This window comes from Nocardia sp. CA-128927 (assembly GCF_050955855.1).
GTDB lineage: Bacteria > Actinomycetota > Actinomycetes > Mycobacteriales > Mycobacteriaceae > Nocardia.
The window spans coordinates 2,564,859-2,589,496 of sequence record NZ_CP192087.1 but is presented as its reverse complement, the minus strand read 5'-3'; the positions used below and the strand labels follow the sequence as shown (position 1 = coordinate 2,589,496).

Annotated in this window: 20 protein-coding genes, 2 tRNA genes and 1 pseudogene; 10 read left to right on the top strand and 13 right to left on the bottom strand. The window is 66.5% G+C overall.

Features of this window, described 5'->3' with window-relative positions:
• The first annotated feature begins 85 nt into the window (after positions 1-85).
• The 5 genes from ACQPW1_RS12260 (at position 86) to ACQPW1_RS12240 (ending at position 9,391) form a co-directional block, all read left to right on the top strand.
• On the top strand, positions 86-2,551 hold the full coding sequence (locus tag ACQPW1_RS12260; protein WP_433662841.1) for a phosphoketolase family protein: 2,466 nt from the start codon (positions 86-88) through the stop codon (positions 2,549-2,551).
• Positions 2,552-2,712: 161 nt separating this feature from the next.
• Positions 2,713-3,612, top strand: a complete 900-nt coding sequence (locus tag ACQPW1_RS12255) for a glycosyltransferase (protein ID WP_433662840.1) — start codon at positions 2,713-2,715, stop codon at positions 3,610-3,612.
• 92 nt (positions 3,613-3,704) lie between these two features.
• The gene (locus ACQPW1_RS12250) at positions 3,705-5,366 is read left to right on the top strand and encodes a 3' terminal RNA ribose 2'-O-methyltransferase Hen1 (protein WP_433662839.1); all 1,662 of its coding nucleotides are present in this window, start codon (positions 3,705-3,707) and stop codon (positions 5,364-5,366) included.
• Positions 5,366-7,960 carry a polynucleotide kinase-phosphatase gene (locus ACQPW1_RS12245; protein ID WP_433662838.1) on the top strand — a complete coding sequence of 865 codons (2,595 nt, stop codon included), beginning with the start codon at positions 5,366-5,368 and terminating at the stop codon, positions 7,958-7,960. Before ACQPW1_RS12250 ends, ACQPW1_RS12245 begins: the two co-directional genes overlap by 1 nt.
• Before the next feature lie 195 nt (positions 7,961-8,155).
• Complete coding sequence (locus ACQPW1_RS12240; RefSeq protein WP_433662837.1) at positions 8,156-9,391, top strand: serine hydrolase domain-containing protein; 1,236 nt, start codon at positions 8,156-8,158, stop codon at positions 9,389-9,391.
• A gap of 3 nt (positions 9,392-9,394) precedes the next feature.
• Here the strand turns inward: ACQPW1_RS12240 and ACQPW1_RS12235 are convergent, their stop codons facing one another.
• Entirely contained in the window at positions 9,395-9,790 is a 396-nt protein-coding gene (locus ACQPW1_RS12235) for a DUF1801 domain-containing protein (protein ID WP_433662836.1), read from the bottom strand.
• A gap of 68 nt (positions 9,791-9,858) precedes the next feature.
• On the opposite strand from ACQPW1_RS12235, the gene ACQPW1_RS12230 reads away from it, so the two are divergent.
• The gene (locus ACQPW1_RS12230) at positions 9,859-10,503 is read left to right on the top strand and encodes a TetR/AcrR family transcriptional regulator (RefSeq protein WP_433662835.1); all 645 of its coding nucleotides are present in this window, start codon (positions 9,859-9,861) and stop codon (positions 10,501-10,503) included.
• Here ACQPW1_RS12230 and ACQPW1_RS12225 read toward each other — a convergent pair.
• Positions 10,490-11,923 (bottom strand): MFS transporter, encoded by a 1,434-nt coding sequence (locus ACQPW1_RS12225; protein WP_433662834.1) that lies wholly within the window; start codon positions 11,921-11,923, stop codon positions 10,490-10,492. The two genes, ACQPW1_RS12230 and ACQPW1_RS12225, sit on opposite strands and share 14 nt — an antisense overlap.
• A gap of 63 nt (positions 11,924-11,986) precedes the next feature.
• The gene (locus tag ACQPW1_RS12220; protein ID WP_433662833.1) at positions 11,987-12,757 is read right to left on the bottom strand and encodes a trans-aconitate 2-methyltransferase; all 771 of its coding nucleotides are present in this window, start codon (positions 12,755-12,757) and stop codon (positions 11,987-11,989) included.
• Between the two features lie 342 nt (positions 12,758-13,099).
• Between ACQPW1_RS12220 and hspQ the strand changes: the two genes are divergently transcribed.
• On the top strand, positions 13,100-13,327 hold the full coding sequence (hspQ, locus tag ACQPW1_RS12215; protein ID WP_433662832.1) for a heat shock protein HspQ: 228 nt from the start codon (positions 13,100-13,102) through the stop codon (positions 13,325-13,327).
• A gap of 150 nt (positions 13,328-13,477) precedes the next feature.
• Here hspQ and ltrA read toward each other — a convergent pair whose 3' ends face one another.
• From ltrA to ACQPW1_RS12200, 3 genes and pseudogenes are all read right to left on the bottom strand, one after another.
• Positions 13,478-14,755, bottom strand: a complete 1,278-nt coding sequence (ltrA, locus tag ACQPW1_RS12210) for a group II intron reverse transcriptase/maturase (RefSeq protein ID WP_433655162.1) — start codon at positions 14,753-14,755, stop codon at positions 13,478-13,480.
• A gap of 524 nt (positions 14,756-15,279) precedes the next feature.
• Positions 15,280-15,426: pseudogene (locus tag ACQPW1_RS12205) on the bottom strand (hypothetical protein); the annotation flags it as partial.
• Positions 15,427-15,474: 48 nt separating this feature from the next.
• A complete protein-coding gene (locus tag ACQPW1_RS12200; protein ID WP_433662831.1) occupies positions 15,475-15,945 on the bottom strand; it encodes an ester cyclase in 471 nt (156 codons plus the stop codon).
• 98 nt (positions 15,946-16,043) lie between these two features.
• On the opposite strand from ACQPW1_RS12200, the gene ACQPW1_RS12195 reads away from it, so the two are divergent.
• Positions 16,044-17,102: a serine hydrolase domain-containing protein gene (locus tag ACQPW1_RS12195; RefSeq protein ID WP_433662830.1), complete on the top strand. Its 1,059-nt coding sequence runs from the start codon at positions 16,044-16,046 to the stop codon at positions 17,100-17,102.
• 39 nt (positions 17,103-17,141) lie between these two features.
• On the opposite strand, the gene ACQPW1_RS12190 is transcribed toward ACQPW1_RS12195, so the two are convergent.
• The 5 genes from ACQPW1_RS12190 to ACQPW1_RS12170 form a co-directional block, all read right to left on the bottom strand.
• Positions 17,142-17,615: a flavodoxin family protein gene (locus ACQPW1_RS12190; RefSeq protein ID WP_433662829.1), complete on the bottom strand. Its 474-nt coding sequence runs from the start codon at positions 17,613-17,615 to the stop codon at positions 17,142-17,144.
• 129 nt (positions 17,616-17,744) lie between these two features.
• The gene (locus ACQPW1_RS12185) at positions 17,745-18,656 is read right to left on the bottom strand and encodes an RNA polymerase sigma-70 factor (RefSeq protein WP_433662828.1); all 912 of its coding nucleotides are present in this window, start codon (positions 18,654-18,656) and stop codon (positions 17,745-17,747) included.
• The gene (locus ACQPW1_RS12180) at positions 18,653-19,546 is read right to left on the bottom strand and encodes an NAD(P)/FAD-dependent oxidoreductase (protein WP_433662827.1); all 894 of its coding nucleotides are present in this window, start codon (positions 19,544-19,546) and stop codon (positions 18,653-18,655) included. Before ACQPW1_RS12180 ends, ACQPW1_RS12185 begins: the two co-directional genes overlap by 4 nt.
• Positions 19,547-19,947: 401 nt before the next feature.
• Positions 19,948-20,021: transfer RNA gene (locus ACQPW1_RS12175), tRNA-Pro, on the bottom strand.
• A gap of 47 nt (positions 20,022-20,068) precedes the next feature.
• Positions 20,069-20,142: transfer RNA gene (locus ACQPW1_RS12170), tRNA-Gly, on the bottom strand.
• A 912-nt stretch (positions 20,143-21,054) separates the two neighbouring features.
• On the opposite strand from ACQPW1_RS12170, the gene ACQPW1_RS12165 reads away from it, so the two are divergent.
• Complete coding sequence (locus ACQPW1_RS12165) at positions 21,055-22,005, top strand: diguanylate cyclase domain-containing protein (protein ID WP_433662826.1); 951 nt, start codon at positions 21,055-21,057, stop codon at positions 22,003-22,005.
• A 4-nt stretch (positions 22,006-22,009) separates the two neighbouring features.
• Here the strand turns inward: ACQPW1_RS12165 and ACQPW1_RS12160 are convergent, their stop codons facing one another.
• Together ACQPW1_RS12160 and ACQPW1_RS12155 are read right to left on the bottom strand one after the other, a co-directional pair.
• A complete protein-coding gene (locus ACQPW1_RS12160; RefSeq protein ID WP_433662825.1) occupies positions 22,010-22,822 on the bottom strand; it encodes an Fpg/Nei family DNA glycosylase in 813 nt (270 codons plus the stop codon).
• A gap of 7 nt (positions 22,823-22,829) precedes the next feature.
• Entirely contained in the window at positions 22,830-23,303 is a 474-nt protein-coding gene (locus ACQPW1_RS12155) for a ribose-5-phosphate isomerase (RefSeq protein WP_397144916.1), read from the bottom strand.
• A gap of 212 nt (positions 23,304-23,515) precedes the next feature.
• On the opposite strand from ACQPW1_RS12155, the gene ACQPW1_RS12150 reads away from it, so the two are divergent.
• Positions 23,516-24,628 carry a M48 family metallopeptidase gene (locus tag ACQPW1_RS12150; RefSeq protein WP_433662824.1) on the top strand — a complete coding sequence of 371 codons (1,113 nt, stop codon included), beginning with the start codon at positions 23,516-23,518 and terminating at the stop codon, positions 24,626-24,628.
• Positions 24,629-24,638: the final 10 nt, after the last annotated feature.

The following is a 24,638-nucleotide window of genomic DNA, read 5'->3' as shown; positions in this document are numbered from 1 at the left end:
GTGAACGTCCTAGTCGCCCTTCGCGCGTCGAACTGCCATTAGGCTGGCACTGGAATTCTCCCCCGAGGACGAGGAGAGTCTGCGCATGACCGACACGAGTGCGGATATGGACACCTCGGCCGACAACGTCGGCGGCACGGGTGGCGAAACCGTCGCCCCGCAGCCATATCGGCTGACGGATCTCGCCGGACCGCTGGACCGCGACGAACTGACCTCGATCGACGCTTGGTGGCGGGCCGCGAACTACCTGGCCGTCGGGCAGATCTATCTGATGGCGAATCCGCTGCTACGCGAGCCACTTCAGGCCGAACACATCAAGCCGCGGCTGCTCGGTCACTTCGGCACCGTGCCCGGATTGAATCTGGTGTGGGTGCATGCCAATCGGGCGATCCGTCAGCGCGGGCTGAGTGCCGTCTTCGTGGCGGGACCGGGGCACGGCGGGCCGGGGCCGAACGCGTGCGGTTGGTTGGAGGGCACGTACTCCGAGCTGTACAGCCACATTCCGCAGGACGGCGCGGGGATGGGCACGTTCTTCGCGCAGTTCTCCTTTCCCGGTGGTGTGCCGAGCCATTGCGCTCCGGAGACGCCCGGGTCGTTTCACGAGGGTGGCGAGCTCGGCTATTCCCTCATGCATGCCTTCGGCGCGGCGTTGGACCACCCGGACCTGACGGTGTTCTGCGTGATCGGTGACGGCGAGGCGGAGACCGGTCCGCTGGCCACCAGCTGGCACGCCAACAAGTTTCTCAATCCGGCGCGCGACGGCGCTGTGCTGCCGATCCTCGCGCTGAACCAGTACAAGATCGCCAATCCGACCATCCTCGCGCGCATTCCGGAGCAGGAGCTGGTTTCGCTGATGCGGGGGTACGGCTATGAGCCGATCATCGTGTCGGGCAGCGATCCGACCGAGGTACACCAGGCGATGGCCGTCGCGGTGGATACCTGCATGGAACGCATCGCGCAGATTCAGCGGGCCGCGCGCGGTGGCACCGACGCGGTGCGCCCGATCTGGCCGATGATCGTGTTGCGTACACCGAAGGGCTGGACCTGTCCGCCGATAGTGGACGGCGAGCAGGTCGAGGGCACGTTCCGAGCGCATCAGGTGCCGCTGCCCGCCGCGCGCACCGACGCGAGCCATCGTGCGGTGCTGGAACAGTGGCTGCGGTCGTATCGACCGGAGGAGTTGTTCGACGAGTTGGGCAGGCCGGTGTCGGAACTGCTCGATCAGGTGCCCGAGGGCGATCAGCGGATGAGTGCGAACCCGGTTGCCAACGGCGGCAAGCTCGTTCGGGATCTGAATCTGCCGGACTGGCGGGACTTCGGGGTCGAGGTCGCCACGCCCGGTGGGTCGGAGCATGAGGCGACCAGGGTGCTCGGCGGCTGGTTGCGTGAGGTAACTCGGAACAACCCGGACAACTTCATCACCTTCGCGCCCGACGAGCTGGCCAGTAACCGGCTGCAAGACATCCTCGAGGTGACCGGCCGCAACTGGCAGGCCGAAATCGGTGAGTACGACGAGCATCTCGACCGCACGGGGCGGGTGATCGAGGTGCTGTCCGAGCACATGTGCCAAGGATTGCTGGAGGGTTATCTGCTCACCGGCAGGCACGGAGTGTTCACCTGTTACGAGGCGTTCATCCACATCGTCGATGCGATGTTCAACCAGCATGCCAAGTGGCTCGACGCCAGTGCGGCGGTGCCGTGGCGGCGGCCGATCGCGAGCCTCAATTACCTGCTGTCGTCGCATGTTTGGCGGCAGGACCACAACGGGTTCACGCATCAGGACCCCGGCTTTCTCGACGTGGTGCTCAACAAGAAGGCCTCGATCGTGCGGGTCTATCTGCCGCCGGACGCCAACACCCTGTTGTCCACCTATGACCACTGCCTGCGTTCGCGGCACTACGTCAACGTGGTGGTGGCGGGCAAACAGCCGCAGGCGGACTGGCTTTCGGTGAACGACGCGGCCGAGCACTGTGCGCGTGGCATCGGGATCTGGGATTGGGCGGGGCACAACGATGAGCTCGGCACCATTCCGGATGTCGTACTGGCCTGCGCCGGTGATGTGCCGACGCTGGAAACCCTTGCTGCGGCGGCGATTCTGCGCGATCGGCTGCCCGGATTGCGGGTTCGGGTGGTCAATGTGGTCGATCTGACGCGGCTGCAGCCGCAGGACGATCACCCACATGGGTTGCCCGACAGCGAGTTCGACACGTTGTTCACCCACGACCGGCCGGTGATCTTCGCGTTTCACGGGTATCCATGGCTGGTGCACCGGCTCACCTATCGGCGGGCCAACCATGATGGGCTGCACGTGCGCGGGTACCAGGAGCGCGGCACCACCACCACCCCGTTCGACATGGTGATGCTCAACGATCTGGATCGGTATCACCTGGTGATGGATGTCATCGATCGGGTGCCGAGCCTGGGTGAGCGGGCCGCCGGGCTGCGCCAGGAGATGGTGGACGCGCGGTGGGAGGCGCGGGCGTGGACCCGGGAGCACGGCGAGGACATCCCCGAGGTCGCGGACTGGACCTGGCCGTATCCGACGGCTTGAACGGTCCTGCGTCAACTAGCTCCAGTGGCCGATGAAACATTCGAAAAGCCCAGCGGGACACGGAGTTTGCGAGTAGGTTCCACGATGCCGTCAAGGGGGACGGAACCGAATCGCTTGTCGAACTGGATCGCGACTTTGTCGCGGCCCTAGGGGGAGTACCGATGTCTGCGTCCGCCGCATCCGCGCGTACACCTGAGCTCGTCTCGGTCATCATTCCGGTGTTCAACGGACTACCAGATTTGGACGAACAGCTCGCCGGCCTGGCCGAGCAGGACTATCCGGGCTCCTATGAAGTACTGGTCAGCGATAACGGCTCCGGCGACGGCTTGGCCGAGCACGTCGACGGACACCCGCTGACCGCGACATTGGGGCTGCGCTACGTGGACAGCTCCGCCATCCGCGGTCCGTCGTACGCGCGCAACAACGGGGCGGCAGTCGCCGACGGCGACTTCCTCGCCTTCGTCGATCAGGACGACCGGGTGCATCCCGGCTGGCTCAGTGCGCTGGTCCGGACCGCCGCCGACTACGACGCGGTGAGCGGTGCCGTCGAGGTGGCGACGCTCAACAGCCCCCAAGTTGCCGCCTGGCGACCGATGCCCGCGCCGGAGGACGGCTTCCCCACCCATTACCTGCCTTACGCGCACGGCAACAATGCGGGCTACTGGCGCACCGCCTTCGACAAGGTCGGCGGATACGACGAGAGCCTGTTCGGCGGCGACGACGTGGACATCAGCTGGCGCATGCAGCAGGCTGGGTTGCGCTTCGGCCACGCCGCGGGCGCCCTCGTCGCGTACCGACTGCGCACGACCTATCGCGACACCTGGCGGCAAGCGCTCGGCTACGGGCGCGGTGCCGTCGACGTGTACGCCAAGCATCGCCCCCTCGGCTGTCCGCGGTTGCCGTTCCACGCGACATGGTTCTCGATCGTGCTTGTGGTGCTGCACAATCCGTTCATCCGGCTCACCAGGAATCGCATCTCGCGCGGTTTGTGGACCCTGCATGCGGGCGTGCTCGTCGGGCGGATCCAGGGCAGTCTGCGCCACCGCGTCTACTACGGGTGACCGGATCCGCGGGTGGACGTCCTCGCTAAGGTTGCCGGGGTCTGCGTGAAACTTCCTTGCGCAGGTTACGGGGGCTAAGCGACGATCGCTAGATGCTACTGACGATCACTTGCACACCACCGGACGGCGCGGCTTGGCCGGCGACCGATCTGGGGTTCTTGCTGCACAAGAATCCCGACCGGGTGCAGGCGTTCGAGCAGTCGTACGGCACGGCGCATGTGGTGTATCCGGAGGCGACTTCCGCTCGGTGTACGGCGGCGCTGGTGCTGGAGATCGATCCGATCCGGTTGGTGCGTGGACGTTCGCGTGGGACACCGGATTTCAGTCTCGGGCAGTACGTCAACGATCGGCCGTATGCGGCGTCGTCGCTGCTGTCGGTGGCGATCGGTGCGGTGTTCCGGACCGCGTTGCACGGGCGGTGCACGCTGCGGCCGGAGTTGGTGGAGACGGCGCTGCCGTTGCGGATCGAGCTGCCCGCGGTGCCTTGCCGGGGTGGGGCCGAGGTGGCGGAGCGGATGTTCGGGCCGCTCGGATGGGTGGTGACCGCCACTCCCCTGCCGTTGGATCCGGCGTTCCCCGATTGGGGTGATTCGCATTACCTGCGGGTCGAGTTGTCCGGGACCGTGCGGTTGGCCGATGCGCTCTCGCACCTGTACGTGTTGCTGCCGGTGTTGGACGGGGCCAAGCACTACTGGCTGGCCGCTGACGAGGTGGACAAGCTGATCCGGGCTGGTGGCGGGTGGTTGGCCGAGCATCCGGAGCGGGAGTGGATCACGCGGCGGTATCTGGCGCGGCGGCATTCGCTGGTGCGTACGGCGTTGGCTCGGTTGGCCGAGTTGGAAGAGGTGGAGCCGGAGCTGTTGGATGCGGTGGAGGAGGTGGACGATGGGGCTGACTCGAGTGAGGTCGCTTCGGCTGCAGGGTCCGCCGAAACATCCTCTACGACAAGGCAAGTGGCCGACTCCGAGAGCGACTTGGACCCGACCGTGGCCGACGGCGGCAGCACCGCCATGAGCGAGAGTGTCAGCGCGGAGGCAACCGGCGGCCTCGGCGCTACGCCGTCCGATGAGCACGGTGACACCGAAACCACTCGGAGCGCACCGTCTTTGGCGGTAACTCGGCGTGCGGCGGTGCGCGCTGCGCTGCACGAGGTCGGGGCGCGGCGGGTGCTCGATCTCGGTTGCGGTGAGGGCACGTTGCTGCGGGAGTTGCTGGCGGACAAGGTGTTTACCGAGATCGTCGGTGTGGACGTGTCGATGCGGGCGTTGCATATCGCCGAACGCAAGTTGCGGCTCGAGCGGATGCCTGAGCGGGTGGCGCAGCGGCTGACCTTGCGGCAGGGCGCGCTCACCTACACCGATGCCCGGTTGCGTGGTTATGACGCCGCGGTGCTGATGGAGGTGATCGAGCACGTGGATCTGCCGCGGCTCGGGGCGCTGGAGCATGCGGTGTTCGGGGCGGCCGCGCCGGGAGCGGTGCTCGTCACCACGCCGAACGCGGAGTTCAATGTGACCTTCGAGACGTTGGCGGCAGGCTCGTTTCGGCACGCCGATCACCGATTCGAGTGGACCAGAGCGGAATTCGCGGCGTGGGCCGACGGAGTCGCCGCGCGGCACGGCTATACGGTGCGGTTCGTGCCGATCGGCGTGCCGGATGCGGAGCTCGGGGCGCCGACGCAGATGGCTGTGTTCACGAAGAGAGAGTTCAACAACACCGAGATCACGGTGGAATCGACAAGGGAAGGGGCGGCATGATGACGGAGCTTTCGGTACCTGAGCTGTCCCTCGTCGTGTTGATCGGCAGCACCGGGTCGGGCAAGTCGACGTTCGCGCGCAAGCACTTTCGGTCGACCGCGATCGTGTCGTCGGATGCCTGCCGCGGCATCGTCAGCGACGACGAGAACGACCAGTCGGCCACCGCCGAGGCGTTCGCCCTGCTGCACCACATCGCGGGCGTTCGGCTGCGGCGTGGGCTGCGCACGGTTGTCGATGCGACCAACGTGCAGGCCAAGTCGCGGCAGGAGATGATCGCGGTGGCGCGGGCACACGATGTGCTGCCGGTGGCGATCGTGCTGGACGTGCCGGATTCGGTGTGCCTGGAACGTAATTCGGCCCGTCCCGACCGGTCCGCGCTCGGCGCGCACGTGGTGGTCCGGCAGCAGCGCGAGCTGAGGCGCAGCCTGCGCGGGCTCGAACGCGAGGGCTTCCGCAAGGTGTACGTGCTGCGCGGCGTGGCCGAGATCGAGGCGGCGACCATCGTCGACGAGAAGGCGTGGAACGACAAGCGCGAGCTCACCGGGCCGTTCGATGTGATCGGTGACGTGCACGGCTGCCGGAGCGAATTGGAAACGCTGCTCGGCGAACTCGGCTATGTCATCGAGCGCGATGACGCGGGCCGTGCGGTCGGCGCGCGCCATCCGGAGGGTCGTACCGCGGTGTTCGTCGGCGACCTGGTCGATCGCGGGCCGGATACGCCGGGCGTGCTGCGGCTGGTGATGGGCATGGTCGCGGCGGGAACCGGCCTGTGCGTCACCGGCAATCACGAGAACAAGCTCGTACGCGCTCTCGACGGCAAGCAGGTGCGAGTGGCGCACGGCCTGGCCGAGTCGCTGGCGCAGCTCGAGGCCGAGGACGAGGTCTTCCGCAAGGCGGCGCACGATTTCTGCCGTGGGCTGGTCAGCCACTATGTGCTCGACGGCGGCAAGCTCGTCGTCGCACACGCGGGGCTGAAGGAAGAGTTCCACGGGCGGGCGTCGGGTCGGGTGCGATCGTTCGCGATGTACGGCGAAACCACCGGGGAGACAGACGAATACGGCTTGCCGGTGCGCTACCCGTGGGCCAACGACTACCGCGGCCGCGCCACCGTGCTGTACGGGCACACGCCGGTGCTCGATCTGCAGTGGGTGAACAACACACTGTGCCTGGACACCGGTGTGGTGTTCGGCGGCAGGCTCTCGGCGCTGCGTTATCCGGAGCGTGAGCCGGTTTCGGTTGCGGCGGAGTCGGTTTGGTATGAGCCGGTGCGGCCGCTGGAGGCCACCACGATCAGCACGGCCGAGGGCGTGGTGCACCGCGATCCCGGCGTGCTCGACCTCGACGACGTGGTCGGGCGCCGTGTGGTGGAAACCCGGTATCACGGACGGGTCGGCGTGCAGGAGGAGAACGCCTGCGCCGCACTGGAAGTGATGAGCCGGTTCGCCATCGACCCGCGCTGGCTGGTGTACCTGCCGCCGACGATGTCGCCGTGCGCGACCTCGGAACTGGCGGGATACCTGGAGCATCCGGCGGAGGCGTTCGCGTACTACCGCGGCGAGGGGATCGACGAGCTGGTGTGCGAGGAGAAGCACATGGGGTCGCGGGCCGTGGTTCTGGTTGCCAGGTCCGCGCAGGCCGCGCGGGACCGGTTCGGCGTCGATGACGGCGGCACCGGTGTGATCTACACGCGCACCGGCCGTCCGTTCTTCGACGATCCCGTGCACACCGAGGCCCTGCTCGCTCGCGTGCGCGCGGCGGCCGAGACCGCGGGGCTGTTCGATGAGCTGCGCAGCGAATGGCTGCTGCTCGATACCGAGCTGATGCCGTGGTCGGCGAAGGCGATCGGCCTGCTGCGCAACCAGTACGCGGCCGTCGGCGCGGCGGCACGGGCGGCGCTGGGTGCCACCACCGAGGTACTCGCCGCAGTGGCCGAACGCGGCATGGACGTCGCCGACCTCGCGGACCGCACCGGGGCGCGCAAGGACGACGCCGCGGCGTTCACCGACGCGTACGGCCGCTACTGCTGGCCGGTCGAGGGCATGGCCGGGCTTCGGCTCGCGCCGTTCCAGATCCTCGCCGGCGAGGGTGCGAACCATGCGGTGCGCGAACATGATTGGCACCTCGCGCTGATCGACCGGCTGGTCGCGGCAGACACCGACCTGTTCGCGCCGACGGGACGGATGTTCGTCGACCTGACCGACCCGGACAGTGCGGCGGCCGCCACCACCTGGTGGACTGAGCTCACCGCGGCGGGTGGCGAGGGCATGGTGGTCAAGCCGCGGCAGGCGCTGGTTCGTGGGCGGAAGAAGTCCGAAGGGGCGACGGGAGACGGCAGGCTGGTGCAGCCCGGCGTGAAATGCCGTGGCCCCGAATACCTCCGGATCATCTACGGCCCGGAATACCTGCGCGAGGCCAACCTGGATCGGCTGCGCTCGCGTGGACTCGGCCGTAAGCGCTCAATGGCCTTGCGCGAGTACGCCCTCGGCCTCGAGGCACTGGACCGGCTGGCCGCAGGCGAACCGCTGTGGCGGGTACACGAGGCCGTCTTCGCGGTGCTCGCACTCGAGTCCGAACCGGTCGATCCGCGGCTTTGACAGCATGCGCATCGCACGGCAGCCGCTGCCGTGCGATGCGTCCCGACCCCGGCCGTCTCGGCGCCCGGACTGCACACCAACTGTCTCAGACCCATTGCACCCGACAACTGATACGCGTTACCGTGGGTGTTAGCAAGCTGCTTGCAAGTGTTACTGCGGCGGCTTGTCCGGCGTTCTGGGCAAAGGAGTCTGACCATGCCGTTAGCGAGCTCGGACAGCGCGCCCAGTGCCGGGAACATGCTCATCGATGACCGCTTCACCGTTGTGGCCGCGAAGTTCTTCGCGATGTTCCGGCGCAAGCGGCAGGGCGGTGGTGCCCTCGCGGTCTACCTGAACGGCGCGCCCGTGCTGGATATCTGGGCCGGGTGGGCAGACGGCGATCGACGGTGGCACGCGGACACGATGGCGCTGTCGTATTCGACCGGCAAGGGTGTCGCGGCCACGGTCGTGCACCGGCTGGCCGAACGCGGCGTGCTCGACTACGACGCACCGGTCGCGACCTACTGGCCGGAGTTCGCGGTGAACGGCAAGGAAGCCATCACCGTGCGCGACGTACTGAGCCATCGCGCCGGATTGCAGCGCACCCGTGGACTGGTCGAGGACCCGGCGGACCTGCTCGACCACGACGCCATGGCCGCCGCCATCGCCGCCTCCGCGCCGGACCCGTTGCGGCTGCGCGCGTCCGGGTATCACGGACTCACCTTCGGCACCATCGTCGCGGAAATCGCACAACGGGCCACCGGGCGCGGATTCACCGAGCTGGTCCGCGCCGAACTGGGCGAACCATTGGGCGACAACGACTTCTACTTCGGCGTCCCGCAGCACCAGCGGCATCGGCTGGCCAAACTGTCGCCGCGGCTCGGCGTCGCGCGGGTGCCGTTCGATCGGATGATCGCCCCGTTCGCCGCGATGAAGGCGGTGCACTCGGCGCGCAGCGCGGTGTACGACGGCTGGGCGGACATGACGCTCGGCGAGCAGCCCTACGACACGATGATGCCCGGCTGGAACGGGGTTTTCACGGCCCGTTCGCTGGCCAAGATGTACGGCGCGATCGCCAACGACGGCATGATCGGCCGGCGCCGACTGCTGCGGCCGGAGACCACCCACCTGATCGCGCAGATGCCGCCGAACGGGCGGTTCGACTATGTGCTCGGCGCCCCACCGCATTTCGCCCTCGGCTATCACCGCGGGATCGTCGGCACCAAGCTGACGCGGCAGGCGTTGGGGCACTTCGGGATCGGCGGATCGGGTGGTATTGCGATACCGAGGCTTGGTCTGTCGGTCGCGTTCGTCACCAATCACCTTGGTAACCATGCGATGTCACTGGGCGACGCTCGGCTGCCGGTGCTCGCCGCACTCTCGCAGCGTGCGGCGAGAGGTCTGGAAGACCTTGGCGAACTGCCGGATTCGCTCGACGCCGCGGTCGGCTGAGCGTCAGCTCTCGCGTTTTAGTTTGCGCGAGCCACCGGCGCGATTGTTCGCGATGATCTGCTCGAACATCGCGAGAAGCGGTGTGGCAGGGACTTTTTCGCCTTCGCGAACGGCGACGGTTCGTGCGGTCTTGTTGTCGTGCCCGGCGGTGATGATGCCGTCCGGGTCCGGCACGATGGCTCCGTCGTAGAGGAAGACATTGACGTGCGTCTTCGCCGCGAGCAGGGCACAGATGTTGCCGTCGAGCACGAAGTACGGCTGCACAGTGCGCTTGATGGTCTCGACGACCTCAGGATCAGCCGCGTGCACCAGCTCGCGCACCTCCCGGCAGATCGCTTGCTGCCAGGCGGACAGCGCGTCGATATAGGTGTCTACGCGCGGGTCGACCTCGTAGGACATGGGGCGATCCAAGCACAAAACCGGCCGTCCGGTGACCATTTCTCGCCAGCCTGAGTACGATCGACCGTATGGAAAGTGGCCCCGACTCCGCGGTGCTCGCCCGGCGCGAGCCCGCCGAGATCACCGACAAGCGCCTGCTCCGCGGTGCGAAGACGCGGCAGACCGTGCTGCGGCACGCGGTCGACATCGGCTCGCTGGACGGGTTGGAGGGGTTGAGCTTCGGCAGGCTGGCCACCGACGCGGGGCTGAGCAAAGCGGGCATCCAGACGCTGTTCAAGTCCAAGGAAGCCTTGCAGCTGGCCGCCATCGACTACGCGCGAGACCTGTTCGTCGACACGGTGGTCGAACCGGCCCGGCCCGTGCCGCGCGGTGTCGCCCGGCTCCGGGCGCTGATCGAGAACTGGCTGGCCTATGCGCAGGGTCCTCTGTTCGCCGGTGGCTGCTTCTGGGTCGCGAACATGGCCGAGCAGGACAGCAGGCCGGGACCGGTGCGCGATGCGCTGGTCGGCGACCGTCAGGCCTGGGTGCGAATCCTCGAGCGCGAACTGCGGCACGCGGTGACCGCGGGTGAAATCGCCGAGCTCGACGCCGAGCTCGCCGCATTTCAGATCGACGCCGTGCTCTGCGCGACCAACACGGCGCTGCGCCTCGACGACGAAAGCGCCATGCCTCGGGCATGGCGCATCGTCGACAGTTTCCTTACTTCGCCCTGACCGCGGCCGGCAGCAGGAACACCAGCACCGACGCGACGATCGCGAGCACGAACGTCGCGAGCGATGCCATCGCGAACGCATGTCCCGCCGCCGCTGCGCTACCGTCCGCGTCGGGGTGGAACGAGGCGAAGAAGACCGCCCCGATCACCGCGACACCGAGCGCACCGCCGACCTGCTGGGCGGTCGACAGCGCCCCCGATGCCGTGCCGACGGAGTCCGGACTGATCCTGGACAGCACCGTGCTGAGCATCGGCGTGATGAGCAGTCCCCCGCCGAGGCTCTGCAGCATCAGCAGCGGAATCACCAGTGCCGGAGTGATTTCGGGGCCGTACAGCAGCACGACGACAGTTGTCAGATAGCCGGTCGCCACCACGATCGCGCCGACTTCCAGTACGCGCCGACCGTATTTCGGCATCAGCCGACTGGCGACCATGCTGAAGACGAAGAAGGTTGTCGCGGCGGGCGCGTACACCAGCCCCGCGCCGAGTGCCGACAGGCCGAGTCCCTCCTGCATCGAAATCGACAGTGCCAGATAGTAAGACGTCAGGAACGCGTACACGCACAGGACTAGGACGATGCCCACCGCGAACGAGCGCTGCGCGAAAAGCGCCAGTTGTACGAGTGGGTCGCCGCCCGCGCGATCGACCCCTCGTTCGATCGCGACGAACAGCCGGAACGCGACCGCGCTCGCCGCGAAGCAGACCCACGTCCACCACGGCCAGCCCGCCTCGCGGCCCTGAATGAGCGGGAAGGTGAGCAGGATCAGTGCGGCACTCAATGCGAGTACGCCGGGAACGTCCAGCTTGCGCGCCCCCGCGGCGCGCGACTCCGGCACGTACTTCGCGGCCAGCAGGATCGTCACCAGGCCGATCGGCACGTTCACCCAGAACACTCCGCGCCACTGCGAACCGAACAGGTCGGCGCCGATCAGCAAACCGCCGATGAGCTGACCGCCGATGGTCGCCAGGCCGATCACCACGCCGAGCACGCCGAATACGCGGTGCCTGCCCTGCTCCGGCACCAGCACGGCGATCATCGCGAAGACCTGCGGAACCATCAGCGCGGCACCGAGTCCCTGGACGACCCGGGCCGCGATCAGCGTGCCCGGGGTCTGCGCGGCGGCGCACACGATCGAGGACAGCGTGAACACGGCCGCGCCGAGGATGAAGATTCGTTTGCGGCCGTACATGTCGGCGAAGCGGCCGCCGGTGATCATCAGCACCGCGTAGCTCAGTTGGTATCCGGCGAGGATCCACTGGAGTTGCCCCTCGGAGGCGCCTAGATCCGCGCGGATCGCCGGGCCCGCCACCACCACGATGTACGAGTCGAGGATCGCCATGAACATGCCGATCATGACGACCGACACCGCGGTCCACGGCACGACCGACGTCGTGTCGGCAGGTTGTCTCACATCCACCATGATGGAGACAATACGGTCGTACGTATGCTTATAGCAACCGGTATCGCTGGTCGCGAATTCGCCTCAGACCGAAGGCTTGTGTGCCACCGCGAAGATGCGGCGGAACGGGAACCAGGTGGTGCCGTCCGATCTGGCCGGGTACGCCATCTGGAGGCGCGGTGCCAGCTCGGTGCGGAACTCGCGCCAGTCTTCGTCGTCCAGCGCGGCGCGGATCGGGCGCAGCGCGGTGCCGGATACCCACTCCAGCACGGGATCCGGGCCCGAGAGACGCTGCAGGCAGGTGGTCTCCCAGACATCGACCTCGACGTCGTCGACCGCGAGGACCGCGGCATATTCGGCTGGGCTGGATACGGCGTCGGCGCTGCGCAGCGCGATCTCGGCCAGCTCGGCCTGCCAGCGCGCCTCGGTGGCCAGTGCGCGGATCTCCCGATGCGACACCGCGTCGAAGTTGCCGGGCACTTGCATAGCGAACCAGGCGCCGGGCGGCAGCGCGGGGAGCCATTCCGCGAGCAGCGTCAGATGGTTCGGAACCCATTGCAGGACAGCGTTACTGACGACGACATCGGTCTCGGCGTCCGGCTCCCAGTCGTTGACGTCGAGCACGCGAGCTTTGATCCCCCGCTCCTGCGCCTCCTGAACCATCTCCGGCGAGGAGTCGAACGCGTCCAGGTGCGCGTCCGGCCATCGCTCGGCGAGCACGCCGGTGAGATTGCCCGGTCCGCAACCCAAATCCACTACGCGGCGCGGTTTTTCGGCATCGATCCGGCCGATCAGCTCGAAGAACGGGCGTGCCCGGTGATCGGCGAAGTCGAGATACTTCTTCGGATCCCACATACGAAACCCTTCTCGTAAACAGTACGAGCGTACTTAGTACGATTGTACTGTATGGCGCTGTCGCATCGGTGATGCCACGCGTACAGGCCGAAGAAACCGAAACGCCTGTAAGAAACCGACCAGTTTGCCATGCTGCGTGAAAGGGTAGTCAGTCAAAACCGGCACCTGCGGCAGGTGCGGCCCCGATCCTCGTTGCCGCGCAGGAAACGGATGGTTGCCGACCGGATCGACGGCCGGCCGCATGCCGCAACCAGCGACCGCCGAGTCGGTCCGCTCCCTGTTCATCAATGTTGTTGCACGCAAGCCAGATACAGTGACCTGTATCGGAAAGGTGCGTGAAACATGACGGAACCCAAATTCGCGATCGGCGATCGAGTCCGCCACGTGTCCATGGGACACCACGGTGTCATAGTCGCGGTCGACCGGGAACACTCCGCAGCCCACGACACCAACGACCTCAGCCTCAACCCCGCCATCCGCGCCAACCCTTGGTACAAGGTGACGCTGGAAGACGAGCGCGGCCAGCCAGTTGACACCTACCTGTCCGAGTCCCAACTCGACTCGGAATAGGTGGCGACGGTCGGTCAACTCAGTTCGGTCGCAACACCTTTGCCATCCTGCTTTGCCGCCGTCCAGCGGCTTCGAGGACACCCCGGGGTCGGGTGGCCCGAGGGGATTGCACCCTCGGGCTCCCGCAGATCCCGGCGTGAAGGTCTCCCTTCACCGGGCTCCTGTCGTCTTGATCATCAGCGGATAGGCCACCCAACGCCAGTGGGCGAAGGCACGCGGGTACTCGGTGGTGGTGCGTTCCCAGTACTCCCTGGCCTTGCGGCGCGGCCGTAACCGTTTGAACTTCTTGCGGATCCACCGCACCAGGTAGGTGTTGATGCGGGCCAGAAGGTTATGTATCGCCGAAGGGTAGAACGCCCCGTAATAGTTCATCCAACCCCGGACGACCGGATTGATCATCGCGGCGAGTTCAGCCCAACCGAGATCGGTGCGGCGATGTAACCGCCACCCCCGTACCGTACGACCGAGCCTGGTCAAAGCGTCCTTACTGATCGCGGGCAGAAACGAGGTGAACACCCTGCCCTGCTTGTCGCGAGCACTGCGAGCGCGGAATGTGTAACCGAGGAACGTGAACGACGTATGCTCAGCCGAGCCCCGCCGTTTGCCGCCCTTGCAGTACACGATCCGGGTCTTGTCCGGATGCAACCGCAACCCGACCTCGCTCATCCTGTTCTCGATCGCGGCCAGCACCAGGCGAGCCTGGCGTTCGCTGACGCAGTGCACGATCGCATCGTCGGCATAACGTTCGAACACGACATCGGGGAACTCCCGGACCATCCACATGTCGAACGCGTAATGCAGGAACAGGTTCGCGAGTACAGGCGAGACCGCGGACCCCTGCGGGGTACCTCGATCTCGTTGCGCCACAGTGCCATCGGGCAGTTGAAGCGGCGCTTCGAGCCACCGCTTCACATACAGCACCACCCAACGCTGATCGGTGTGCGCCTGGACCGCTTTGAGCACGAGATCCCAAGGGACACTGTCGAAGAACTTCTCCACGTCCAAGTCGATGACCCAGTCGTATCTCCAACACCGCTGCCGAGCCACCCCGACCGCGTCCAACTGCGACCGCCCCGGCCGGTAACCATAAGAATCCGGATGAAAGATCGGCTCGACCCTCTTCTCCAGCCTCGCGGCCACCACCGTTTGAGCGATCCTGTCCGCAATCGTGGGCACCCCGAGCATCCTCGTGCCCGCGCCATGCGATTTCGGTATCTCCACCGCTTTGACCGGAGGCGGAAAGTAGCTGCCCGACGACATCCGATTCCAGATCCGATACAGATTGTTCTTCAGATCGGTTTCGAACTCCGCCAAGCTCACCGCGTCCACTCCCGGCGCACCCTTGTTCGCTTTGACCTTCTCGTATGCCTCCTGAACTTCCCACTTGAAAATCTCGAACGACTTCGCTGACGACTTCAGCTCGCTCACCACAGCTCCTCCCGGACCACACGGCCCGGTTGACAGGACAAACAACAGCCACAGACGACCCGGCCCCTTCGCTCCACACCCATTACAGAAGCTTCACCACTACTACGAGCCGGTCCGCCGGCGCACCCCGCGACGGGGGTTTCCCTCTCGCCGCCGATCTACTCGACGAAAACGGTTTCAGGGCACGCCTTCCCACGTTCCATGCCAAAGCCGCAGACCAGGCTCATGCCGCCTCAATGCCGGACGCCACCTGACCATCAATCGGGACAACCTGTCAGGCCCAGCTCCCGCAGCCCGGAACATGGCCACGGTTTCGACGTCACTTCGAACGTAACGACACGTCAACAGCGGTTCGGGTTCACTCATCTTCCTGGTCCCCACCTGACGCCTCTCACGACGCCTTTTCCACATCGCTCACCACGACGGTCTTCAGCCAACGCAGCATGTGGCGGTTTGAAGCCTCCGCCCGAGCGGCGACTCCGAAGGGCCAAACCTTCATCTCTGGCACAGCATCAACTCCAAGCTCAGCTACCTACACTGACCTCCTCGTTGTTCGTGGCACACGCTCCGGCGTTGTCGAATCCGTTGCGCCGGTATAGCGCAATAGCGTGTTCGTTGTCGGGCGAGACCGTCAGCAACAGAACGCGGGCACTTGTCTGCGTTGCCCACTGCTCGACAGTCTTAGTTCCCCGTGATCAGCCGACCAACTGCGTGAAGGCTCAGGCTGGGATGAGGCCTAGTTGTTGTCTGAGGGTGAGGGTGTCTACGAGGCCCCAGATTTCGGTGATTCGGTTGTTGGCGAAGCGGAGGAAGAAGACTTCGTTGTAGGTGACGGAGTTGCCGGTTGGGGCTAGGCCGTGGAAGTCGCCCTTGTGGGTGCCGGTTACCACTGATCTGCAGACGACCCTGTCCCCCTTTGCGATCAGGTCTTCGACTGCTACGTGAATGTCGGGGAAGGCCTGCAGGAGCATTGCCCAAACATGCTCGAGTGCCTCCGCGCCCGTTGCGGTTATCGGAAGTGGCGTGTGCAGCAGTGCTTCTGGGGCGACGACCTCGTGGATCGTTTGCGAAATCGCTTCCAGGTCATCGGTATTCACGATGTCGTGAAAGCGCCGGAAGATCGCGGTGTTGTTTGTTTCTTGGTCCGATGACATCAGCTTCTCCTCGTATCGGGCGAACGGGCTGTCCATAAGACCGATGCCAAGCGAGAAATGTGACACGGCGGGCCGTTGTCCAGGGCCCTGAAAACCAGTGGCTCAGGGGTTTCGGGGCGGGCTACGTTACGGCGATGACGGAGATCCAGGGCCGGTTCGATGGACGGTTCAGCGCGGTGGCGGAGGCGTTGGCGGACTCATTGGATGTTGATGACGTCGGCGCTTCGGCAGCGGTATATGTCGATGGTGAAGCGGTCGTTGACGTCTGGGGTGGGTCTGTCGACGCGGAGCGCAGTGTTGCGTGGGAGCGGGACACGATTGTCAATGTGTGGTCTACGACCAAGACGATGGTGGCGTTGTGTGCGTTGATTTTGGCGGATCGGGGGGAGCTCGATTTGGATGCGCCGGTTGCGTTGTATTGGCCGGAGTTCGCGGCTGCGGGGAAACAGGATGTGCGGGTTCGGCATTTGCTCGGGCATACGGCGGGGCTGCCGGGGTGGGATGGATCGATCACGGCGGCTGAGCTGTATTCGTGGCCGACGGTCACGGCTCGGCTGGCGGCGCAGGCGCCGGAGTGGGAACCCGGGAGTGCTGCTGGGTATCGCGCGGTGACGTTCGGGCATCTGGTCGGTGAGGTCATTGCGCGGGTGAGTGGGCGCAGTGTTGGCACGTTCTTCGCGGAGGAGGTGGCGGGGCCGTTGGGGGCGGACTTTCATATCGGGCTCGCTGCCGAGCATGATCGGCGCGTTGCGACGCTCATTGCCTCGCCCGAGGGTGACAAGCCGGAGGGGTTTCCGGTCGGGGTGTCCGATGCGAACACGCTGGCCTGGCGGCGGGCCGAGATACCGGCCATCAACGGACACGGCAATGCGCGTTCCGTTGGCGCGGTGCAGTCGGTGCTGGCGTGTGGTGGGACGGTCGGCGGCGTTCGGTTGCTGTCGGAGGCGGGGTGTGAACGCGTCTTCGAGGAGCAATTCCGCGGGGTCGATCGTGTTCTGGGACAACAGATCTGCTGGGGTATGGGCTACCGGCTGGAGGGGCGCACCTGCACGTGGGGCGGGTGGGGTGGGTCGCTGGTGTTCGTCGACTTCGAGCATCGGATGACGGTGTCGTATGTGATGAATCAGGTGCTGTGGGACGAAGGCTACGACCGGGCCCTCAGCATTCTGATGGCGGCCTACGAAGCGGTCTGAGTGCGATTCAGGCTGAGTCCGATTCAGGCTGAGTCTCATTCAGGACGTGGCACCGATCTGGGCTCGTAGCCGTTCGGCGAACGCGCGTGCTGCCGCGAGATCCGCGCCGTTGGGGCGGTTCTTTCTGATACCGCCGACGAGCTTGAACGGCGCGTAGGTGTCGAAGGCGCGGCAGGAGAAGGTGCCTGCTACCTCGAAACCCTTCTGCTGGAGCAGTTTTACCAAGGGGCGGGTGAAGGGCTGGAGACGCGCTTCGGGAAAACCACTGGTGGCGAAGACGAATGCCTTGCGTCGTTGTTCTTGTGGGAGGGATTCGATGAACTCGCGCAGCTGAGAGTGGAAGGCGCCCAGGAAGATTCCCGAACCGAATCCCACGATATCGTAGGTGGCGAGTTCGGCGGCATCGACCTCGTCGGGGGTGACGACGCGGGCCGATAGGACGTGGCCCATGAGGTCGGCGATTCGTTTCGTGTTGCCATGGGACACCGAGGTGCACACGATGATTGCCTTCATGACGATGCTCCTTCACATTGTGCTGATCCGGTCGTCCTCGGAGACACCGCTCGATCCGCGACCGTGACTGTGGTCTCCATCACTACGTCGGGAGGCGGCGCTGAAGCGTTGCACCGGAACGTGTTTGCCTCAGTTGTCCCGATCGAGCGGGCGCAGGACGTCGGCGGCGCGCAGCTTGTCGGGATTGCGGACCGCATAAAGCCCGGTGATGAGCTCGCCGTCGATTTCGATCATGAGGACGGTATCGAGATGCTGATCGGCACGGGATCGGAGCAGGAGCGCGGGCAGCGCGTTGAAGCTGCCGAACTCAACGGTCATGTCCGCCATGCTGTTTTGAGCGAGCGCGATGAGGAATCTGGCGACCCGCGCGGCACCGACGACGGGCCGCCCGGCGACGATGACGCGGCCGCCGCCGTCGGATATCTGCACGACGTCGGGTGCGAGCACGTCCATCAGATCTTGCACCGCACCGGTGCGCGCGGCGAGCAGGAACCGGCCGATCACCGCCTGATTGGTTTCGGCGTCGGGCTGGAAGCGTTTGCGGCGGGCCTGCACGTGTTCACGGGCCCGGTGCGCGATCTGGCGCACGGCGGTATCGGTCTTGCCGATCATCTCGGCGATCTCGACGAGGCTGTGGCCGAACACCTCGGACAGCAGGAACACGGCCCGCTCGGTCGGGCCGAGGGTCTCCAGCACGAGCAGCATGGCCATCGACACCGATTCGGCCAGCAGGACGTCGTGGCTGGCGTCGTGTTCGGTGCGGATCGGTTCGGGCAGCCAGTTGCCCACGTAGTCCTCGCGGCGGCGGCGCACGGACCGTAACTGGTTGAGCGCCTGGCGCGTAACGATCTGTACGAGGTAGGCGCGTGGGTGCTCCACCTCATCTTGGTCGATGTCGCGCCAGCGAAGGTAGCTGTTCTGCAACACATCTTCGGCGTCGGCGGCGCTGCCGAGGATCTCGTAGGCGATGGTGAACAGCAGCGGGCGGAACTGGTCGAACGCGTCCGGCGCGCTGGCGGTGTCTTCGGATCGCTCGGTCATCGGACCGCGGTCGGCGCGGGCACAGTCGGGCCCGGCAGCCACCGATAGGCACGCGGGAACCGCATCGAGGTGAGGGTGAAGCGGCACACCTGTTCCTTGACCACCGCGGCCACCCGTCCGGACAGCACGAATCCGCTAGCGGTGTCGTCTCGGTGCGCGGCTTGAATGAACCCGTCGCGCCGTCCCAGGCTGATCGCCTGTCCGGCCATGCCTAGCGACAGCGGTTCCGGGCGCTCGCCCCGGATCAATGCGAGCACTGTGTCGGCGCCGTGCGCGCCCATGGGTATCGCGGCCTGGCAGCTCATCCGCAAGTGATCCCCCACCAGTCGAGGCGGTGCGACGGCGTCCCCGACGCCGACGATCCGGCCATGGTCAACAGACACCAACGTATCGTCGGTGCGCAGTCGGCCGTCAGCGGCCACCGACAGGCCGCTGCGCAGTGCTAGGTCCGGCACCCCGAACGAACCCGCCCACACGGTGCAATCGCTGGGCAGCGTGCCCGCGTCGGTCACGACGCCGTCAGGGCGGACTCCGGTGACCCGCAGCCCGGTCCGCAGCCGAACGCCAGCCTTCACGAGCTTGCCTTCGATGCTCGCTCGACTCGCTTCGGGCAACCATCCGGCGACCGACTCCGAAACCAGCTCGACCACCAAAGACGGGTACCGGTAAGCGATTTCGGCGGACGTCTCGATCCCGGTCAAACCACCACCGATCACTACGACCCGCGCCCCCGCTGACAGTCTCGGCAGTCGCCCGCGCAACGCGTCTGCACCAGCGAGGTCGGCGATACTGCACGCGTATTCGGACCCAGGCAAGCCTCGGGCGGCCGAACTGCCCACCGCGTACACCAGATAGTCGAAATCGAGTGCGGCACCATCATCGAGCCGCACTGACCGCTCCCCGATCGCATCCACCGTCGCTACCCGCAGGCGAACGTCGCGGTGCAGCAGCCCTCTTCGCCGCTGCACCGCGCTCGACCCCCCCTGCCGCATGCTCGTGCAACCGGATACGTTCCACGAACTCCGTCCGCGGATTGACCACCGTCACGCGCACATCCGACTGCCCAACGGCCGCAAGCCGATTCGCCGCCATCAGCCCCGCGTACCCCATGCCGACGACCACCACGTTCGCCACCGCAACCACCTCCGATATCTCGAAGACACCGCCCGAACGGCAACCGTGACATCGGAGCATGTGGTGACGATCACAACCGGCCCCAAACGAAAACGGCGCTGGCCACGGAACCCGAGAACGGGATCCTGACCAGCGCCGGAACGCTTCTAATTCGTTGTCGGGGTGACAGGATTTGAACCTGCGACCCTCCGCTCCCAAAGCGGATGCGCTACCAAGCTGCGCTACACCCCGTTGTCCCTCGCGGCGGTTATCGGCCGCCGCCGAGGCTGAATTCCGTGTGGAGCGGGTGACGGGAATCGAACCCGCACCATCAGCTTGGAAGGCTGAGGTTCTACCATTGAACTACACCCGCAGGCATACGACATCGATGGGATCGCCACGATGTCGTGTGCGTCCCGACTGTACCGAACCCTGCTTCGCAAATGCCAATCAGCCCCCGCGCACGGGGATAGCGCGGGTGCGTGTTCGGTTGTCAGCGCAACGCCCTATGGTGAGTCTCGCATGCCAGTCGCCCCGGTCAGGGCGGGGCGCGCGGTTCAGAACTTAATGAAATTAAGAGGGATCTCTTCCTTGAAACTCGGGCGTGTCGGACCGGAAGCGGGGAGCATATGGGACGCGTGACGACTCCTGTCGGGGGGAGCCGTGGCCCACGGGGTGGCCACCAGTCACGCCCGACCGGTCGCGGAGAGGATGCCACCCTTGGGGACATCACGACTCGCCGATATCGCACTAGCAGGAATTTGCGCTGTGCCACCGACCGCCGGGTGTGCTGTGGGCAGGAAAAACCGGCTCCACACCCCTACTGGGCAGAAGACCCGCAGACCTTCGGCTACTCACACCGCTACTTCGACGCCGCGACCAGGCAGGCGGCCCAGCGGGCCGACCGCTCGGCCACATCGCGCCGAGGTGTCGCGAGTGGCCGGGGGGACCCGTTCGGCGCACCGCTACAGCGTGTCGCCAGCGTGTCTCGGCGCGACTTCTCAGCGAACGAAATCCAGGTGTAACGCCGAAGCGATTGCAGCGATCACATATCCGATCGCCATTCGCGAGGCATCGAGAACACGTTGCAAAACAGCGTTTTTTGATGCCGGGTGGCTTGCTAGGATCCTTTTTGCCGGACGGGGGTATCTGGAAAGGGGGCGGTGAGCGTGCGCCGAGCGAGGTGGACACAACCGCGTAGCAGTGCGAACGATCGGGGTGACGTCGGCACCTGTGTCAGCACAGGGCCTCTGGGTACCGACGCCACCTGCGCAGGGTGAGTTCGATGTCGATAGATATCGAGCCCCCTGTCGCCGCGATGGCCCGCGCCTGGGCCCGCGCGGTGTGCGCCGAGCCGGGTTCCGGCGCGGCGCCCCAACAGCTGGAACCGGTACTCATCGAGATCGTCGAGCAGTTGCTCTCGCTCGCCAGGTCGGAGCCGTTCCCGGTGCCGCAGGCGCGGCTGCTCGGAGCCAGGCTGTCCGAGGCACCGTTCGACCGGATTCGGATGCTCGCGCAGGCCTCCAGGTGGCTGCTCGGCTTCCCGTCCGGCGCGCCGGGTTCGCTGGTCGCCACCCGCTGGCCGTTCGTCGCCAGTCAGGCCATCGACAGCTACGCCCAGGCGCTGCAGGAGCGTGCGCTGGCACAGCAGGAACAGAACCTCTCGGCCAAGGTGTCGCTGCGCGTGCAGGAGATCGCGGCACTGCAACATCGACTCCGGCACGAGGCGACCCACGACGCACTCACCGACCTGGCCAACCGCACCCTGCTGCAGGATCGCGTCCGGCTGATGTCGACCGACCCGAACCGCGGCGTCGGGCTGCTGCTGATCGACCTGGACCGGTTCAAGCAGATCAACGACGGCTACGGGCACGCCATCGGCGACGAAGTACTGGTCGAGTTGGCCAACCGCCTGCGCGAGGTATGCGCGCCGGACACGGTGATCTGCCGGTACGGTGGCGACGAATTCGTGCTCGCCGTCAACCCGCCGCACAACACGCTCGGCGACCTGGCCAGCAAGATCGTGTCCGCGCTGCGCGACCCGGTGTGGTCGACGGCGGGACCGGTGCCGGTCTCGGCAAGCGTCGGCACCGCCTTCAGCCCACCCGGAAGTTCCTGCGACTTCAGCGATCTGCTGCGCCGTGCGGACCGCGCGATGTACTCGGCGAAGACGGCGGGCGGACGACGGTTCGCACTGGCAGACGAGCCCGCGATCGACGAGGCCGTCGCGGGCTGAGAGGCTAGACCGGCTGACAGGTGGGGCACCAGAAGAGGTTTCGGGCCTCCATGACCGCGTGGGCGATCGGGGTGCCGCAGACGCGGCAGGGTGCGCCCTGGCGGCGGTAGACGTAGGTGCGTGGGCGGTCGGGGGCGTAGGACGGCTCGCCGTGGTCGTCTTCGGGGCGGACCACGACCATCTTGCCGACCCGGACGCCCACCTTCATCAGGGCGACCAGATCGACCCACATCGCGGCCCACTCGTCGGCGGATAGCGCGGTGCCTAGCCGGTACGGCGAAACGTGGTGCCGGAACAGCAGTTCCGCCCGATAGACGTTGCCCACCCCGGCGAGCACCTGCTGGTCCATCAGCAGCGCGCCGATCGGCCTGCGCGAGCGGTGCATTCGCTGCCAGGCCCGGTCAGGGTCGGCGCCGCGGCGTAGCGGATCGGGACCGAGCCGATCGGTGAGCGCGGAAACCTCTGGGGCGAGCAGCACTTCGCACGCGGTCGGCCCGCGCAGATCGGTGCCGAAACCGGGCTGCCCGTCCGGCGCGCCGAACAGCCGCATCCGCACCTGCCCGACCGGCTCCCCCATCGGCAGCTCGGATTCGGTGAACTTGCCGTACAACCCGAGGTGCACGTGCACGATCAGACCCGAGTCGTAGTGGTGCAGTAGATGTTTGCCCCACGCCTCGGCGCGGGTCAGCAGATGACCGTCGACGCGGGCCGCGCCCGCCGCGAACTTGCCCTGCGGGCTGGACACGCGCACCACACCGCCCGCGAGGCGCTTCTGGTGCAGCCTCGCGAGCCGGTGCAGCGTATGACCTTCAGGCACAGCCGGTTCAGTACGCGGGAACCGCCGGGGCCTCGCCGGACTTCTCGTACTCCGCGAGGATGTCGATGCGGCGCTGGTGCCGGTCCTCGCCCGACCACTCGGTGCTGACGAACGCGTCGACGATGGCCAGCGCCTCCTCGGTGGAGTGCATGCGGCCGCCGATGCCGGCCAGCTGAGCGTTGTTGTGCTGCCGGGCCAGCTGGGCGGTCTCCACGCTCCAGGTCAGCGCGCAGCGGGCGCCGGGCACCTTGTTCGCGGCGATCTGCTCGCCGTTGCCGCTACCGCCGAACACCAGCCCGAGGCTGCCGGGGTCGGCGACGGTGCGGCGGGCCGCCTCGATGCAGAAGGCCGGGTAGTCGTCGAGCGCGTCGTACTCGAGTGCGCCGCAGTCGACCACCTCGTGGCCCGCCTTTTCCAGATGGTCTTTGACGTGATTCTTGAGTTCGAAACCGGCATGGTCGGCACCGAGGTATACGCGCATGGCTGGCATTCTGTCAGGCCGGTTTCCGGCCGGTTACGAAGGGGCATGCGGCCTCGCGCATTCGCGCTCGCAAGCGCTCCCGGCGGCCCGGATTAACACCGGCGCCCGCTACCGCGAATCAGAGATACCTCGCGAGTGTCCTGAGCCACAGCGTTCCTGTGGACATCACCGAGGGCCGCTTCCGTTCCCAGCAACTGAATAGAGTTCATTTCATGCAGCCGCACGAACCCCAGCCCCATCAGACGGGCCCGCACGTCGACCCGTATGCCTCGGCCGGGTGGGCGCAGGCGCAGGACGCGCCCCACGGCTCGCCGCCGCCCTACCCCGTTCCCCCGCAACACAGCCCCTATCCGGGCGCTCCGGTTCCGTCGAACGTCCCCCCGCAATACGGTCCGTACCCGGGCGCTCCCGTCCCGCCGAACGTGCCCCCGCAGCAGCAACCGCGCGGACTGTCGCCGTTCGGCATGCCGGCCAGGCACAGCTGGGAGATCCCGATGCTCATCGTGGTCGTCCTGCTGACCGTGCTCGCCTACGCGATCGCGGTGGTGCTGCTGGCGACGGGCAACTTCGACCAGTACGTGCTGCTGCTCGTGTTCGCGCCGGTGCTGATCTGGCTCGGTCGCGGCATCCTGTATTCGACCCAGCGGGTGAACGGCGTCAAGATGTCGCCGACCCAGTTCCCGGACGGGCACCGAATGGTCGTCGAGGCGGCCGCGCGGTTCGGCATGGCCAAGGTGCCGGACGCGTACGTGGTGCTCGGCAACGGCCAGATCAACGCGTTCGCCAGCGGTCACGGATTCCGCCGTTTCGTCGCGGTCTACAGCGACCTGTTCGAGATCGGCGGCGCCGCACGGGAACCCGACGCGCTGGCATTCATCATCGGCCACGAGGTGGGCCACATCGCGGCCGGCCATGTCTCGTACTGGCGCCAGCTCGGCATGTTCCTCGTCCCATTCCTGCCGCTGATCGGCAACTCGCTGATCCGCGCGCAGGAGTACACCGCCGACAACCACGGCTTCTGCAATCGGCACGCGGGCGCGCCCGCTGCGATGGGCACCCTAGCGGCGGGCAAGTACATGAACACGCTGGTCGGCTTCGACGAGATGGCCGACCGGGCGGCCGCGGAGAAGGGATTCTTCGTCTGGATCGTCAACGCCATGTCCTCGCACCCGGTGCTGACCTGGCGGATGTGGGCGCTGCGCGACCGCAGCAGGCACGGCAGGCTGTGGTTGCGGCCCAGCCCGCCCGTCGGCGCGGTACCACCGCCGGGCGGCTACCCGAGTAGCTACCAGACTCCGGCGCTGCCGCCGAAACCTGTTCCCTAGCTTGCCGAGT

Excerpts from the sequence above, each read along its gene's own strand:
- ACQPW1_RS12260 (WP_433662841.1), top strand. The coding sequence starts at position 86 with ATGACCGACACGAGTGCGGATATGGACACCTCGGCCGACAACGTCGGC.
- ACQPW1_RS12255 (WP_433662840.1), top strand. The coding sequence starts at position 2,713 with ATGTCTGCGTCCGCCGCATCCGCGCGTACACCTGAGCTCGTCTCGGTC.
- ACQPW1_RS12250 (WP_433662839.1), top strand. The coding sequence starts at position 3,705 with ATGCTACTGACGATCACTTGCACACCACCGGACGGCGCGGCTTGGCCG.
- ACQPW1_RS12245 (WP_433662838.1), top strand. The coding sequence starts at position 5,366 with ATGACGGAGCTTTCGGTACCTGAGCTGTCCCTCGTCGTGTTGATCGGC.
- ACQPW1_RS12240 (WP_433662837.1), top strand. The coding sequence starts at position 8,156 with ATGCCGTTAGCGAGCTCGGACAGCGCGCCCAGTGCCGGGAACATGCTC.
- ACQPW1_RS12235 (WP_433662836.1), bottom strand. The coding sequence starts at position 9,790 with ATGTCCTACGAGGTCGACCCGCGCGTAGACACCTATATCGACGCGCTG.
- ACQPW1_RS12230 (WP_433662835.1), top strand. The coding sequence starts at position 9,859 with ATGGAAAGTGGCCCCGACTCCGCGGTGCTCGCCCGGCGCGAGCCCGCC.
- ACQPW1_RS12225 (WP_433662834.1), bottom strand. The coding sequence starts at position 11,923 with ATGGTGGATGTGAGACAACCTGCCGACACGACGTCGGTCGTGCCGTGG.
- ACQPW1_RS12220 (WP_433662833.1), bottom strand. The coding sequence starts at position 12,757 with ATGTGGGATCCGAAGAAGTATCTCGACTTCGCCGATCACCGGGCACGC.
- hspQ (WP_433662832.1), top strand. The coding sequence starts at position 13,100 with ATGACGGAACCCAAATTCGCGATCGGCGATCGAGTCCGCCACGTGTCC.
- ACQPW1_RS12200 (WP_433662831.1), bottom strand. The coding sequence starts at position 15,945 with ATGGACAGCCCGTTCGCCCGATACGAGGAGAAGCTGATGTCATCGGAC.
- ACQPW1_RS12195 (WP_433662830.1), top strand. The coding sequence starts at position 16,044 with ATGACGGAGATCCAGGGCCGGTTCGATGGACGGTTCAGCGCGGTGGCG.
- ACQPW1_RS12190 (WP_433662829.1), bottom strand. The coding sequence starts at position 17,615 with ATGAAGGCAATCATCGTGTGCACCTCGGTGTCCCATGGCAACACGAAA.
- ACQPW1_RS12185 (WP_433662828.1), bottom strand. The coding sequence starts at position 18,656 with ATGACCGAGCGATCCGAAGACACCGCCAGCGCGCCGGACGCGTTCGAC.
- ACQPW1_RS12165 (WP_433662826.1), top strand. The coding sequence starts at position 21,055 with ATGTCGATAGATATCGAGCCCCCTGTCGCCGCGATGGCCCGCGCCTGG.
- ACQPW1_RS12155 (WP_397144916.1), bottom strand. The coding sequence starts at position 23,303 with ATGCGCGTATACCTCGGTGCCGACCATGCCGGTTTCGAACTCAAGAAT.
- ACQPW1_RS12150 (WP_433662824.1), top strand. The coding sequence starts at position 23,516 with ATGCAGCCGCACGAACCCCAGCCCCATCAGACGGGCCCGCACGTCGAC.